Annotated in this window: 16 protein-coding genes and 1 pseudogene; 5 read left to right on the top strand and 12 right to left on the bottom strand. The window is 67.0% G+C overall.

Annotation, left to right across the window (positions count from 1 at the left end; all coding sequences use genetic code 11):
* The coding region (locus tag RT567_RS08125; RefSeq protein WP_313575650.1) for a YybH family protein at positions 1 to 363 on the top strand (363 nt) is incomplete at its 5' end.
* A 19-nt stretch (positions 364 to 382) separates the two neighbouring features.
* Here RT567_RS08125 and RT567_RS08120 read toward each other — a convergent pair.
* The 5 genes from RT567_RS08120 to RT567_RS08100 form a co-directional block, all read right to left on the bottom strand.
* The gene (locus RT567_RS08120) at positions 383 to 1,045 is read right to left on the bottom strand and encodes a nicotinate-nucleotide adenylyltransferase (RefSeq protein WP_313575648.1); all 663 of its coding nucleotides are present in this window, start codon (positions 1,043 to 1,045) and stop codon (positions 383 to 385) included.
* Positions 1,046 to 1,161: 116 nt separating this feature from the next.
* A complete protein-coding gene (locus tag RT567_RS08115; RefSeq protein ID WP_125900381.1) occupies positions 1,162 to 1,779 on the bottom strand; it encodes a DUF6655 family protein in 618 nt (205 codons plus the stop codon).
* Positions 1,776 to 2,216, bottom strand: a complete 441-nt coding sequence (locus RT567_RS08110) for a VOC family protein (protein ID WP_313575646.1) — start codon at positions 2,214 to 2,216, stop codon at positions 1,776 to 1,778. Before RT567_RS08110 ends, RT567_RS08115 begins: the two co-directional genes overlap by 4 nt.
* Before the next feature lie 8 nt (positions 2,217 to 2,224).
* Positions 2,225 to 2,464, bottom strand: coding sequence for a zinc-finger domain-containing protein (locus RT567_RS08105; protein WP_313575645.1), 240 nt, complete (start codon positions 2,462 to 2,464; stop codon positions 2,225 to 2,227).
* Between the two features lie 56 nt (positions 2,465 to 2,520).
* On the bottom strand, positions 2,521 to 2,829 hold the full coding sequence (locus RT567_RS08100) for a hypothetical protein (protein WP_313575643.1): 309 nt from the start codon (positions 2,827 to 2,829) through the stop codon (positions 2,521 to 2,523).
* A 189-nt stretch (positions 2,830 to 3,018) separates the two neighbouring features.
* Here RT567_RS08100 and RT567_RS08095 point away from each other — a divergent pair, with 189 nt between their 5' ends.
* Positions 3,019 to 3,993: an ABC transporter ATP-binding protein gene (locus tag RT567_RS08095; RefSeq protein ID WP_313575641.1), complete on the top strand. Its 975-nt coding sequence runs from the start codon at positions 3,019 to 3,021 to the stop codon at positions 3,991 to 3,993.
* Positions 3,994 to 4,207: 214 nt separating this feature from the next.
* Here the strand turns inward: RT567_RS08095 and RT567_RS08090 are convergent, their stop codons facing one another.
* Positions 4,208 to 4,603: a Tat pathway signal protein gene (locus tag RT567_RS08090; protein ID WP_313575639.1), complete on the bottom strand. Its 396-nt coding sequence runs from the start codon at positions 4,601 to 4,603 to the stop codon at positions 4,208 to 4,210.
* A 77-nt stretch (positions 4,604 to 4,680) separates the two neighbouring features.
* Between RT567_RS08090 and RT567_RS08085 the strand changes: the two genes are divergently transcribed.
* Positions 4,681 to 5,160, top strand: coding sequence for an RNA pyrophosphohydrolase (locus RT567_RS08085; RefSeq protein ID WP_313575637.1), 480 nt, complete (start codon positions 4,681 to 4,683; stop codon positions 5,158 to 5,160).
* A 253-nt stretch (positions 5,161 to 5,413) separates the two neighbouring features.
* Here the strand turns inward: RT567_RS08085 and RT567_RS08080 are convergent, their stop codons facing one another.
* The 5 genes from RT567_RS08080 to RT567_RS08060 all read right to left on the bottom strand — a co-directional run bounded on the left by RT567_RS08080 (position 5,414) and on the right by RT567_RS08060 (position 10,317).
* The gene (locus RT567_RS08080) at positions 5,414 to 5,683 is read right to left on the bottom strand and encodes an ATP synthase F1 subunit epsilon (protein WP_003167474.1); all 270 of its coding nucleotides are present in this window, start codon (positions 5,681 to 5,683) and stop codon (positions 5,414 to 5,416) included.
* 3 nt (positions 5,684 to 5,686) lie between these two features.
* Positions 5,687 to 7,219: a F0F1 ATP synthase subunit beta gene (gene atpD / locus RT567_RS08075; RefSeq protein WP_313575635.1), complete on the bottom strand. Its 1,533-nt coding sequence runs from the start codon at positions 7,217 to 7,219 to the stop codon at positions 5,687 to 5,689.
* A gap of 37 nt (positions 7,220 to 7,256) precedes the next feature.
* On the bottom strand, positions 7,257 to 8,126 hold the full coding sequence (locus tag RT567_RS08070) for a F0F1 ATP synthase subunit gamma (protein ID WP_313575633.1): 870 nt from the start codon (positions 8,124 to 8,126) through the stop codon (positions 7,257 to 7,259).
* A 37-nt stretch (positions 8,127 to 8,163) separates the two neighbouring features.
* Positions 8,164 to 9,696 (bottom strand): F0F1 ATP synthase subunit alpha, encoded by a 1,533-nt coding sequence (gene atpA, locus RT567_RS08065; RefSeq protein WP_313575631.1) that lies wholly within the window; start codon positions 9,694 to 9,696, stop codon positions 8,164 to 8,166.
* Positions 9,697 to 9,762: 66 nt separating this feature from the next.
* Entirely contained in the window at positions 9,763 to 10,317 is a 555-nt protein-coding gene (locus tag RT567_RS08060) for a F0F1 ATP synthase subunit delta (protein ID WP_313575629.1), read from the bottom strand.
* Between the two features lie 332 nt (positions 10,318 to 10,649).
* Here RT567_RS08060 and RT567_RS08055 point away from each other — a divergent pair, with 332 nt between their 5' ends.
* Both RT567_RS08055 and RT567_RS08050 read left to right on the top strand, forming a co-directional pair.
* The gene (locus RT567_RS08055; protein ID WP_313575627.1) at positions 10,650 to 11,477 is read left to right on the top strand and encodes a TerC family protein; all 828 of its coding nucleotides are present in this window, start codon (positions 10,650 to 10,652) and stop codon (positions 11,475 to 11,477) included.
* Positions 11,478 to 11,503: 26 nt separating this feature from the next.
* The gene (locus tag RT567_RS08050; protein ID WP_409516158.1) at positions 11,504 to 12,286 is read left to right on the top strand and encodes a glutaminyl-peptide cyclotransferase; all 783 of its coding nucleotides are present in this window, start codon (positions 11,504 to 11,506) and stop codon (positions 12,284 to 12,286) included.
* Between the two features lie 160 nt (positions 12,287 to 12,446).
* On the opposite strand, the pseudogene RT567_RS08045 reads toward RT567_RS08050, so the two are convergent.
* Positions 12,447 to 12,784 (bottom strand): annotated as a pseudogene (locus RT567_RS08045) (primosomal protein N'); the annotation flags it as partial.

The raw sequence follows: 12,784 nt of genomic DNA, 5'->3' as shown, positions 1-12,784 counted from the left end.
TATCGCGCCAGCCTCAGCGCCCTGGACGCCCCGGCCGCCGCCCGCTTCTTCTGGCCGGACTCCCAGGTATTCGAACAGGGCGGGGTCGAAGGCGACTTCGCCCGCTATCTGGAGCATCACCTAGGGCCGGAACTGCTGGTCTTCTCGGCCTTCGAGATGATCGACCCGGTCGTGCGCGCCGTCGTCGCGGGCGACACGGCCTATGCGACCGAGACCTATCGCTTCCGTATCGCCTTCAAGGACGCCGCCCGCGCCCCGGTCGAGCGGCAAGGCGTCGCCACCAGCATGCTGGAGCGGCGCAACGGCGAATGGCGCATCGTCAGCTACCACTCGTCGTCGCGGGCGCCGCGCACGGCGCACTGACGGATCAAGCCCTGCGCCTTCACCCCGCCGCGCGCGTCGCGCGGATGGCGGTGGAGGAGCGGTGATTCAGCGGCGCCGTCAGATAGGTCCAGGCCGGCGCTTCCAAATTGGGCAGCAGTCCGGCCTGGGCGGCGGGAATCCGATAGCGGGCGAACCGCGCCGCCGCCGGGGCCGTACGGCTGTCCAGCAGACTGCCCGGCCGGGCGATCACCGCCACCGGCATCAACCGCATGATGTCGGTCCAGCCCCGCCAGCGGTGGAAGCCCGCCAGATTGTCCGACCCCATCAGCCAGACGAAGTGCACGCCCGGATGGCGCGCGACGATGGCGCGCAGGGTGTCGACGGTCCAGCCCGTGCCCGCCCGCGTCTCGAAGTCCGAGACGATCATGGCCGGGCCGACCGTAGCCGCCACGGCGCGCGCCGAGGTCATGCGGTCCGACAGGGGCGCGGTCTCGTGGTTGGATTTCAGCGGATTCTGCGGCGACACCAGCCAGACCACCCGGTCCAGGTCCAGCCGCTGCAGGGCCGTGGCCGCCACATGGGCGTGGCCATCGTGGGCCGGATTGAACGAGCCGCCGAACAGGCCGACCTTCATCCCCGGCGCCAAATCCAGCCCGTCGCGCAGGGCGCCTCGGCGAAGACCGGAGCCTTTCGGCGCGGGACCGGCGTGAAAGAAGGACAAGGGCGTCTCTTGCGGCGGCGGCGAACAGATGAGCGCGGCCAACGCCTTATGCTCACCTGCGCCCTAACACGGTCCGAAGCGGCTGTCTCGCTCCGCGAACGGAGCGAGCCTTCACGCTAGAATTCCTTCCAGCTCGAGCCCGGATCGCGCTCGCCCGGCTGGGCCAGCTGCTGGCCCCAGGTGATCATCATGAAGGCCTTGTGGCTGCGGATCTTGTACTGGCCGATCATCGGCGTGACGGCGCCCAGCGGCATCCCGGTGCGCGCGTCGTAGAGGAAGCCCGAGAACTCGGCCACGCCCATGCGGTCGCGGTTGGAGTAGAGCGACAGCTCCGGCAGGGAGACGACGTTCAGACTCTCGTTGATCGGCACCCGCATGTCGGGAATGCCCACCACCCGGCGTAGCTGGTCCAGCGACAGGGCCCCGGCGCGCACCTCGAAGATGGCGTCAGCCTCGCCGCGCTCGCGCACGATGGCGTAGCCCGCTTCCGACAGGGCGGCGCGGATGGCGCTCAACGCATAGCGGGCGTTCTCGGCCTGGAAATAGGTCTCGTCGACGAAGACGCGCGCACCCTGCGGGATCGGCAGGGTCAGCCCCTCGACCGCCCGGTCGGCGGCGCGGTTGACCAGCAGCATGTCGGTGGCCGTCCGCGCCGGATTGGTCTCCGTCACCGAGGCGCAGGCGCCCAGGCTCAGGACCGCCAGACCCAGGATCAGCCGCGCCGAAACGCTCACCAGGCGCCCACGTTCGGCATGGAGGCCCAGGGCTCGGCCGGGGCCAGGCGCTCGCCCGCCTGCAGCAGCTCGATCGAAATCCCGTCCGGCGAGCGGACGAAGGCCATGTGGCCGTCGCGCGGCGGACGGTTGACGACCACGCCGCCGTCCATCAGCCGCTGGCAGGCGGCGTAGATGTCGTCGACCTGAAACGCCAGGTGGCCGAAGTTGCGGCCGCCGTCATAGTCCTGATCGTCCCAGTTGTAGGTCAGCTCGACCTCGGGCGACTTCTCGACCTCGGCGCGGGCCTTGTCGGCGGGCACCGCCAGATAGACCAGGGTGAAGCGGCCGGCCTCATAATCCGCGCGGCGCGTCTCCTCCAGACCCAGCAGGTCGCGGTAGAAGCGCATCGAGGCGTCCAGATCCTTCACCCGGACCATGGCGTGCAGATAACGCACGGCCGAACTCAGTGCGCCTCGGGCGGGCGGGCCGCCGGATCGAGGTATTCGCTCTCGGGGTGCGGATGGTCCGACAGCACGAAGCGACGGTCGCAATAGCCGCACTCGATGAAGTCGTCCTCGCCCATGTCCATATAGACCAGCGGGTGGCCCAGGGCCCCGCCGCCGCCGTCGCAGGCGACGCGCTTGGTCGAGACCACGACTTGTTCGGGCGGAGGAATGACGGCGTCGAGATGGCGGGGAGGCATGATCCGGTCCGGTCTGGAAAGGCTTTCGCCGTTCCTAGGCGGACCGGACCGTCAGGTCAAACCTCGGAAGCCGGCGCAGACACAGGCGCGGCCGCCTTGCGGCCCATCACCTTGTCGAACAGGGCCTTGCGCTTCTTGAACAGGGTCAGGCCCAGGCAGCCCGCGCCGACCCACAGGCCGATCTCGCCGATCACAGCGGCGACTGCGGCGATGATCGCCGCCTGGGTCATGGGCAGATACTCCAGCTTGCCCGCCCCCAGGGCCAGGGCGAAACCCGCATAGCCGATGGCGCAGACCCCCATGGCGATGAATCCGATCAGACGGGTGCGGGTCAGAGGCTTGCGGGTAGCGACGGCGGTGGTCATGGCGTGTCCTCATCCAAGGGAAGTTGTCTTTCTGACAAGCAAGCTAGACACGTCACAGGTTTACGTCAAGCACCATTTACATATCGTCTCGTAACCTTGTCTCACGCCGTGCGCCAGCGGCTTGGCGAACGGCCCCGCGCGCCCTACCTATGCCGTCCGCCCCGCCCTGCCCGAGTTGAAGTCCGCGCCATGACCCAAGAGCCCCGCCTGCCCGTCAACGCCATCGAGGTCAGGGGGCTGAAGAAGACCTACAAGGGCTCGCGCAAGTCGCCGCCGAAGACGGCCCTGCGCGGGGTCGACCTGACGGTGCCGCGCGGCTCGATGTTCGGACTTCTGGGACCGAACGGCGCGGGCAAGTCGACCCTGATCAACATCATCGCGGGCGTGGTGAACAAGTCCGAGGGCACGGTCCGCATCTGGGACCGCGACATCGACCATGAGGCGCGCGACGCCCGCTCGGCCCTGGGCGTGGTGCCGCAGGAGATCGTCGCCGACGTCTTCTTCACCCCGCGCGAGGCGCTGGAGGTGCAGGCCGGTTTCTATGGCGTGCCCGCCAACGAACGCCGCTCGGACGAGCTGCTGGCGGCGTTGGGCCTGTCGGACAAGGCCAACGCCTATGTCCGCGCCCTGTCGGGCGGCATGAAGCGTCGCCTGATGGTGGCCAAGGCCCTGGTGCACAACCCGCCCGTGCTGATCCTGGACGAGCCGACGGCGGGCGTGGACGTCGAGCTGCGCCGTCAGCTGTGGGAATACGTCCTCAAGATCAACGAGGAAGGGGTGACGGTGATCCTGACCACCCACTACCTCGAAGAGGCGCAGGAGCTGTGCGACACCATCGCCATCATCAACCGGGGCGAGGTCGTGGCCTGCGAGCCGACGGAACAGCTTCTGAAGCGGCTGGACACGCGCAACGTCGTGGTGACGCCCGAGACGGCGCCCGAGACCCTGCCCGCCCTGAACGGATTCGCCGTCGCCCCGCGCGCCAACGGCGCCTTCGTCGTCACCTATCGGACAGGCGAATCCAGCGTCGAACAGGTGCTGGCCGCCGTGCGCGCGGCGGGCGTGACCATCAAGGACATCGCCACCGAAGACCCGGACTTGGAAGACGTCTTCCTGGCCATGACCTACGGCGACACCAGCCGCCCCGATCCGACGCAAGACTGAGGACGCGGGCATATCCCGCGTCTGAGTAGCGCCCTTTTTCGCCGTCATCCTCGGGCTTGACCCGAGGATCCAGTTATCCGTTCACGCGACGTAGGCTAGGTCGAGCGCGTCCTGCGCTGGATCCTCGGGTCAAGCCCGAGGATGACGGTGTGGGTGGCGGATGACGGCAGGTGTAGAGGATGACGGCGGCTATGAGCGTGAGTGGCGCTCCGCCTCAAACCACCATCACCGTGCCCAGCAGCAGCTTGGCTCCCGGTTTGCCCAGAATGGCGTCGGTGGCGTGCTGCAAGGCGACGACCAGCCATTCGACATTGGGCGGCGCGTCCGGCAACAGCCGCTCGGCCGCGATGCGGACCACTTCATTATAGGCGGCGCTGAGGCGCGGCAGGGACAGTTGCGCCCGCTCCATCAGGGCGCCGTCGGCGACATCAAGGCCCGTCTCGACCGTCATCACCCCGCGCCGGCCGTCGCGACGCAGCACCGTGGCCGTGGCGGTCGGCAGGGACAGGTAGCCGCCCTTGCCGCCCCCGCTCTTCTCGGGCGAAGCGTGCGCCGCGCTCGCCAATGCGAGGCCGCTCAGAGCGAGGCCGATCAGATGACGTCTGTCCATGAGGCCACCCTATACGCGCTCCCTTTCCCGGACGTTGACGCCTAGCCCCCGAGAAGGCGGGGGCGTATGCGGAAGGCATGAACGCTGTCGATCTGTCCCTCTATCGCCCCAACGTCGGGGTCGTCCTGTTCAACTCTGCCGGCCAGGTCTGGTTCGGCCGCCGCGCCGACACGCCCGAGCCGTGGAACTGGCAGTTCCCGCAAGGCGGCGTCGACGACGGCGAAGACCTGGAAGCCGCCGCCCGCCGCGAACTGCACGAGGAGACGGGCGTGCGTTCCATCGCCCTGCTGGGCCGCACGACCGAGTGGATTCCCTATGACTTCCCCGAGGGCCTGCCGAGCCCCAAGAGCTGGAAGGGGCTGAAGGGCCAGCGCCAGCAGTGGTTCGCCTTCCGCCTCACCGGCGCCGAGGACGAGATCGACCTGAACGCCCACGGCGAACCCGAGTTCGACGCCTGGCGCTGGGGGCGGCTGGAAGAAGCGCCCGGCCTGATCGTTCCGTTCAAGCGGCCGGTCTATGAGCAGGTGGCGCAGGCGTTCGGGGAGTGGGCCGCCTGACGCCTCGAGCCTCTCTTCGCCTTTTCCTCTTCCCACGCCGTCATCCTCGGGCTTGACCCGAGGATCCAGTGCGGGACGCGCTCCACCTGGCCAAGGTTCCGCGCGCGGACGGCTGGATCCTCGGGTCAAGCCCGAGGATGACGGCGGAGTAGGGAGTGATGGCGGAGTAAAGGAAGGCTGCGCATCATAGCGCGCACGAAAAAGGCCCCCCGCCGGAGCGAAGGGCCTTTGATCGTTTCAGCCGGGCGAACCTTTAGTTCGCGGTCAGCTCCGAAGCCTCTTCGGCCAGGATGGTCAGGCCTTCGCCATTGACGTCGGCGAAGCCGCCCTTGACCTCGAAGCGACGGCGCTGGGCGCCGTCATAGACCGTCACCACGCCTTCGCGCAGGGTGGTCATGAAGGGCGCGTGGCCCGGCAGGACGCCGAAGTCGCCCTCGACGCCCGGCGCATCGACCTGATCGACCGAACCGGCGAAGACTTCGCGTTCCGGGGCGACGAGGGAGAAGTTCAGCTTACCGGCCATGACTTAGGCTTCCGCAGCCATCTTGGCGGCCTTCTCGACAGCCTCTTCGATGGCGCCGACCATGTAGAAGGCGGCTTCCGGCAGGTGGTCGTATTCGCCGTCGCAGATCGCCTTGAACGAGCGGATGGTGTCGGCCAGCTCGACGAACTTGCCCGGCGAGCCGGTGAACTGTTCAGCCACGAAGAAGGGCTGCGACAGGAAGCGCTGGATCTTGCGAGCGCGCGACACGACCAGTTTGTCGTCTTCCGACAGCTCGTCCATGCCCAGGATGGCGATGATGTCCTTCAGCGCCTTGTACTGCTGCAGGGTTTCCTGCACGCGGCGGGCGACGCGGTAGTGCTCTTCGCCGATGACCAGCGGGTCCATGATCCGCGAGGTCGAGTCCAGCGGGTCCACGGCCGGGAAGATGGCCTGGGCGGCGATGTCGCGGTTCAGAACCGTCGTCGCGTCCAAGTGAGCGAACGAGGCGGCGGGCGCCGGGTCGGTCAAGTCGTCGGCGGGAACGTAGATGGCCTGGATCGAGGTGATCGAGCCCTTCTGCGTCGAGGTGATGCGCTCCTGCAGGTTGCCCATCTCGGTGGCCAGCGTCGGCTGATAGCCCACGGCCGACGGGATGCGGCCCAGAAGAGCCGACATTTCCGAACCGGCTTGCGTGAAGCGGAAGATGTTGTCGATGAACAGCAGGACGTCCTTGCCCTCTTCATCGCGGAAGTACTCGGCCTGGGCCAGGCCGGTCAGGGCGACGCGGGCGCGGGCGCCGGGGGGCTCGTTCATCTGGCCATAGACCAGGGCGCACTTGGAGCCTTCGCCGCCGCCAGCGACGTTCACGTTCGACTCGATCATCTCGTGATACAGGTCGTTGCCTTCGCGGGTGCGTTCGCCCACGCCGGCCAGAACCGAATAACCGCCGTAAGCCTTGGCGATGTTGTTGATCAGTTCCTGCATGGTCACGGTCTTGCCTACGCCGGCGCCGCCGAACAGGCCGGTCTTGCCGCCCTTGGTGTAGGGGCAGATCAGGTCGATGACCTTGATGCCCGTGACCAGGATTTCCGACGAGGTCGACTGCTCTTCGAACGAAGGCGCCTCGCGGTGGATCGGGCGGAACTCGGTGGTCTTGATCGGACCGGCTTCGTCGATCGGCTGGCCGACGACGTTCATGATGCGGCCCAGGGTGCCCGGACCGACCGGCGCCATGATCGACTTGCCGGTGTCGACGACGGCCTGGCCGCGCGTCAGACCTTCGGTCGTGTCCATGGCGATGGTGCGGACCATGTTCTCACCCAGGTGCTGGGCGACTTCCAGAACCAGGGTGAAAGGCTCGCCCGTCTTCTGGTCGACGTTCTGGGTTTCCAGAGCGTTCAGGATGCCCGGCAGGTGGCCGTCGAACTCAACGTCGACGACGGCGCCGATGACCTGGGCGATCTTGCCCTGGCCAGCGACTTGGCCGGCGGCGGCGGCGGCCTTCGGAGCGGCGGCCTTCTTGGGAGCGGCCGGCTTCTTGGCGGCGGGTTTCTTCGGGGCGGTGGTGTCGGTCATCGGTGCTTGTCCGTGTCGAATGTCAGCTGTGTCGGGATCAGAGCGCTTCAGCGCCGGCGATGATCTCGATCAGCTCGGTGGTGATCTGAGCCTGGCGGGAACGGTTGTACTGCAGCGTCAGGGCGCTGATGAGGTCGCCCGCGTTGCGCGTGGCGTTGTCCATCGCGGCCATCTGGGCGCCGAAGAAGCCGGCCTGGTTTTCCAGAAGGGCGGCCAGGATCTGCGTCGTCAGGTTGCGCGGCAGCAGGGTCTCGAGGATGTCCTCTTCCGACGGCTCATATTCATAGAGCGCGCCGGCGTCGGCCGCGGCGTCCGCGTCGACTTCGGCCGGAGCCAGCTGACGCAGCGACGGAACCTGAGAGATCACCGACTTGAACTGGCTGTAGAAGAGGGTGACCTTGTCGGCCTCGCCCGCTTCGAACTTCTCGGCCAGCAGCTCGGCGATCGGCTGGGCCGAGTGCAGGCCCACCGTCTTGTGCTCGCTCAGTTCGAAGGTCTTGACGACCTTGTCGCCGAACAGGCGGTTCAACTGGTCGCGCGACTTGCGGCCGACGGCCACGATCTCGACCGTCTTGCCGTTGGCGATCAGGCTGTTGATGTGGTCCCGAGCGGCGCGGATGACGTTGGTCGAGAAACCGCCCGCCAGACCCTTGTCGGCCGTGGCGACGACGACCAGGTGTTTCTGGTCGGCGCCGGTTCCGGTCATCAGGCGCGGGCCGTCGTCGCCGACGCCGGCCGCCAGGTTGGCGATGACCGAGGCCATCCGCGTCGCATAGGGACGGGCGTTCTCCGCCTGTTCCTGGGCGCGCTTCAGCTTGGCCGCCGCGACCATCTGCATGGCTTTCGTGATCTTCTGCGTCGCTTTGACGCTTCCGATCCGATCGCGCATTTCCTTGAGGCTAGCCATCCGGCTCTGCTCTTCCTTTGACTACAGGGCCGAACGGTTAGGCGAAGGTCTTGGCGAAGGCCGCCAGGATGTCCTTCAGCTCGGCTTCCAGCTCGGGCGTCAGGGCCTTCTTGGTGCGGATGCCGTCCAGCAGCGAGGCGTGGTTGGCGTGGACGCGGGCCAGCAGTTCGCTCTCAAAGCGGCCGACGTCCGAAACGGCGATGCCGTCCAGATAGCCGCGCGTACCGGCGTAGATCGAGACGACCTGCTCTTCGACGGCCAGCGGCGAGTACTGCGGCTGCTTCAGCAGCTCGGTCAGGCGGGCGCCGCGCGCCAGCAGCTTCTGGGTCGAGATGTCCAGGTCCGAGCCGAACTTCGCGAAGGCGGCCATTTCACGATACTGGGCCAGCTCGCCCTTAATCGAACCGGCGACCTGCTTCATGGCCTTGATCTGGGCCGAGGAGCCCACGCGCGACACCGAGATGCCGACGTTCACGGCCGGACGGATGCCCTGATAGAACAGGTCCGATTCCAGGAAGATCTGGCCGTCGGTGATCGAGATCACGTTGGTCGGGATGTAGGCCGACACGTCGTTGGCCTGGGTTTCGATGATCGGCAGGGCGGTCAGCGAGCCCGAGCCGTAATCTTCGTTCAGCTTGGCCGAACGCTCCAGCAGACGCGAGTGCAGGTAGAAGACGTCGCCGGGGTAGGCTTCACGGCCCGGCGGGCGGCGCAGCAGCAGCGACATCTGGCGGTAGGCCACGGCCTGCTTGGACAGATCGTCATAGATGATCAGGCCGTGCATGCCGTTGTCGCGGAAATACTCGCCCATGGCGGTGCCGGCGAACGGAGCAAGGAACTGCAGCGGGGCCGGTTCTGACGCCGTGGCGGCCACGACGATGGTGTATTCCAGCGCGCCCGACTCTTCGAGGGTCTTGACGATCTGGGCCACGGTCGAGCGCTTCTGGCCGATGGCGACGTAGATGCAGTACAGCTTGGCCGACTCGTCGTCCGACTTGTTGGCGGCCTTCTGGTTCAGGATGGTGTCGATGGCGACGGCGGTCTTGCCGACCTGACGGTCGCCAATGATCAGCTCGCGCTGGCCGCGGCCGACGGGGATCAGGGTGTCGATCGCCTTCATGCCCGTCTGCATCGGCTCGTGAACCGACTTGCGCGGGATGATGCCGGGGGCCTTCACGTCGACGCGGCGACGCTCGGTGAACTGGATCGGGCCCTTGCCGTCGATCGGCTCGCCCAGCGGGTTGACGACGCGGCCCAGCAGGCCCTTGCCGACCGGCACGTCCACGATCTCGCCCAGGCGGCGCACGTCGTCGCCTTCGGCGATGGCGGCGTCCGCGCCGAAGATCACGGCGCCGACGTTGTCGCGTTCCAGGTTCAGGGCCATGCCCTTCACGCCGGCCTTGGTGAACTCGACCATTTCACCAGCCTGGACGTTGTCCAGACCGTGAATGCGCGCAATGCCGTCGCCGACCGACAGCACCTGGCCGACGTCCGAGACATCGGCTTCCACGCCGAAGTTGGCGATCTGCGACTTGAGGATGGCCGAGATTTCGGCGGCGCGGATATCCATGATTGGCTCTCTGGCTTTCGTCTTCGGTGCGGACCCGCTGGCCCGGCTTAAACTGGAATTCGGGGCTTAGGCGCGCTTCAGCGCAAAGGTCATCTGGTCGAGCTTGGTCTTCAGCGAGGCGTCGAACAGCTTCGAGCCCACCTTAACCTTCAGCCCGCCCAGGATCGTCGGATCGACGCGGGCGGTCAGTTCGGGGTCGCGTCCCAGGGCGGCGCGCAGCTCGGCCTGGATCTTCTTGGTCTGGGCGGCGCTCAGCGCCACGGCCGAAACCACCTCGGCGGCCACGACGCCCGTCTTCTTGGCGTAGAGCGCCTCGAAGCCGGCGATCACACCCGGCAGGTCCGACGCGCGACCATTCTGGCCCAGCAGGCCCAGGAAGTTGCGCGTCGTCACATTGAACTTGGCCTTGTCGGCGATGGCGGCCAGGCCCTTGGCCTGATCAACCGACGCCACGACCGGCGAAGTGGCGAGACGGCGCAGGTCCGCGCTGTCCAGCCAAGCCGCTTTTAGCGCAGCCAGATCGGCGCGCACGGCGTCGAGCGCCCCCGTCTCGTCCGCGAGGTCGAACAGCGCTTGTGCATACCGTCCGCCGACTTCCGTCGTCCTGAAATCGTCCGCCACTTATATTTGGTCCGCGTCTGAAGCGTTTGGATCAAGACCGGCCGCAGTCGCCTGCGCCAGTCAAGGGCCTGAAATGCCTGTAGAAAGCACGCTGGGGACGCATCTTTCGATACGCCCTTCGCTAAAGCCGCGCGGCTGATACCATGCAAGGCCTCGCCTCGCAACCAAGGCTCGCGGAACGATAACGCCGCACCCGCGCTCTCTTTGGTCGAATAGGACCGGCCAAGCTGGATCCGACAGGAGGGCCTGCGACGACGACGACGCCATCAGACGCTTGATGCGCGCTCACGCTCCCGTTACCGAAAACCTTCCAACACCCTTCAGGAACCCCGATGCTCGAAAGCATAACCCCGCTGTTGACCGATCCCGCCGCCTGGGCGGCCCTTGTGACCCTCGTGGTCATGGAGGTGGTGCTGGGGATCGACAACCTGATCTTCATCTCGATCCTCTCGAACAAGCTCCCGCCCGAGCACCGCCAGCGCACGCGCCGCATCGGCATCGCCCTGGCGCTGATCATGCGCCTGGGCCTTCTGGCCACCATCGGCTGGATCGTCGGCCTGACCCAGCCCGTCTTCGACCTGGGCTTCCACGGCGAGACCTTCGACACCGCCTTCTCCTGGCGCGATCTGATCCTGATCGCCGGCGGTCTCTTCCTGGTCTGGAAGGCCACCAAGGAGATCCACCACGCCGTCGACGTCACTCCGTCGAACGACATGCTGGAGAAGGACAAGAAGGACGTCGTCATCAACAACGTCGGTTCGGCCATCTTCCAGATCATCCTGCTGGATCTGGTGTTCTCGATCGACTCCATCCTGACCGCCGTCGGCATGACCGATCACATCCCCATCATGATGGTGGCCGTGATCATCGCCGTGACCGTCATGCTGCTGGCCGCCGACCCGCTGGCCAACTTCATCGACAAGAACCCGACCGTGGTCATGCTGGCGCTGGGCTTCCTGCTGATGATCGGCGCCGTGCTGATCGCCGACGGCTTCGGCGTCCACGTGCCCAAGGGCTATATCTACGCCGCCATGGCCTTCTCGGCCCTGGTCGAGGGCCTGAACATGTGGTCGCGTAACGCCCAGATCAGAAAGAACCAGGCCGAGGACGCCGCCAAGGCCGCCCTCAACAAGGCCGAAACCGCCGAGCCCGGCGTCTAAACGTGCGTATCGGGCCGGTCCTGGCGATGCTTCTGCTAGCGCTTCCCGCGTCGGTGGCGGCGCAAGCGCCGGGGCCGGCCCCTTCTTCTCCCGCTGCCCCTCCCGCCCGCGTTCCGGTCTACGGCTATGAGGTGGTGCGAACCTTCCCCCACGACCCGACCGCCTTCACCCAGGGGCTGGTCATCCGCGACAGCGTGCTGATCGAGAGCACCGGCCGCAACCCTTCCAGCGTGCGCCGCGTACGGCTGGAGGACGGCGTCGTGCTGCAGAAGCAGGAACTCGACCCTGAATATTTCGGCGAGGGCCTGACCGAGAAGGACGGCCGCGTCTTCTCCCTGTCGTGGATCAACGGCGTCGGCTTCATCTGGAATGCGGACGACCTCCGCCCTGTCTCCCGCTTCGCCTATGCGGGCGAAGGTTGGGGGCTGACGCACGACGGGACGCGCCTGATCCTGTCGGACGGATCGGCCGCCTTGCGCTTTCTCGACCCCGACACCCAGACCGAGACCGGCCGCGTCTCCGTCACCCTGAACGGCCGCCCGGTGCGTCAGCTGAATGAGTTGGAATGGATCGACGGCGAGGTCTGGGCCAACGTCTGGCAGACCGACTATATCGTCCGCATCGATCCAGAGTCTGGCCGCATAGTCAGCGTCCTCGACCTCAGCGGCCTGCTGCCGAAGGATCAGGTGAAGGATCCGGTCGACGACGTGCTCAACGGCATCGCCTGGGACGCCGAAAACCGTCGTCTGTTCGTCACCGGCAAGAACTGGCCCAGCCTGTTCGAGATCCGGCTGACCGGGCCGAGGTAGGCGCGGCTCTCGCCTTACCCCTCACGCCACCGTCATCCTCGGGCTTGACCCGAGGATCGAGCGGCCGGCGCGCTCGCACTCTCCAAAGTCACGCAGGCGGATGGACCGATCCTCGGATCAAGCCCGAGGATGACGGAGAGTGGGTAGGCGCCAGCGCATCTTACAAGAAACTATAAGGGTCCACGTCCACTGTCAGCCGCACCGAAGCCGGAACCTTCACCCGCGCCAGCCAGGCGCGCAGGAAGGCCTGCAGGTTCACGTCCCGATCAGCCCGCACCAGCAGCCGCTTGCGTCGCCGCCCTCGCACCAGGGCCAGCGGCGCGTCAGCGGGACCGTAAACTTCCAGCCGCTCGGCGTTGGGGATGGCCTCGGCCAGGTCGCGGGCGACCTTTTCGACCGCCATGGCGTTCTCGCTGGACAGGATCAGCGCCGCCAGACGGCCGTGCGGCGGCAGGGAAGCCGCCTCGCGCTCGCCCATCTCGGCCTCGACGAAGGCGT

The organism is Brevundimonas sp. (genome assembly GCF_032107865.1).
Lineage (GTDB): Bacteria > Pseudomonadota > Alphaproteobacteria > Caulobacterales > Caulobacteraceae > Brevundimonas.
The sequence above is the reverse complement of the archived record's forward strand: the minus strand, read 5'-3'. Positions and strand labels throughout refer to the sequence as shown.

Bases quoted from the DNA above. Each gene is read 5' to 3' on its own strand.
- RT567_RS08095 (WP_313575641.1), top strand. From the start codon at position 3,019: ATGACCCAAGAGCCCCGCCTGCCCGTCAACGCCATCGAGGTCAGGGGG.
- RT567_RS08085 (WP_313575637.1), top strand. From the start codon at position 4,681: ATGAACGCTGTCGATCTGTCCCTCTATCGCCCCAACGTCGGGGTCGTC.
- RT567_RS08090 (WP_313575639.1), bottom strand. From the start codon at position 4,603: ATGGACAGACGTCATCTGATCGGCCTCGCTCTGAGCGGCCTCGCATTG.
- RT567_RS08050 (WP_409516158.1), top strand. From the start codon at position 11,504: ATGCTTCTGCTAGCGCTTCCCGCGTCGGTGGCGGCGCAAGCGCCGGGG.
- atpD (WP_313575635.1), bottom strand. From the start codon at position 7,219: ATGACCGACACCACCGCCCCGAAGAAACCCGCCGCCAAGAAGCCGGCC.
- atpA (WP_313575631.1), bottom strand. From the start codon at position 9,696: ATGGATATCCGCGCCGCCGAAATCTCGGCCATCCTCAAGTCGCAGATC.
- RT567_RS08105 (WP_313575645.1), bottom strand. From the start codon at position 2,464: ATGCCTCCCCGCCATCTCGACGCCGTCATTCCTCCGCCCGAACAAGTC.
- RT567_RS08055 (WP_313575627.1), top strand. From the start codon at position 10,650: ATGCTCGAAAGCATAACCCCGCTGTTGACCGATCCCGCCGCCTGGGCG.
- RT567_RS08070 (WP_313575633.1), bottom strand. From the start codon at position 8,126: ATGGCTAGCCTCAAGGAAATGCGCGATCGGATCGGAAGCGTCAAAGCG.
- RT567_RS08080 (WP_003167474.1), bottom strand. From the start codon at position 5,683: ATGGCCGGTAAGCTGAACTTCTCCCTCGTCGCCCCGGAACGCGAAGTC.
- RT567_RS08100 (WP_313575643.1), bottom strand. From the start codon at position 2,829: ATGACCACCGCCGTCGCTACCCGCAAGCCTCTGACCCGCACCCGTCTG.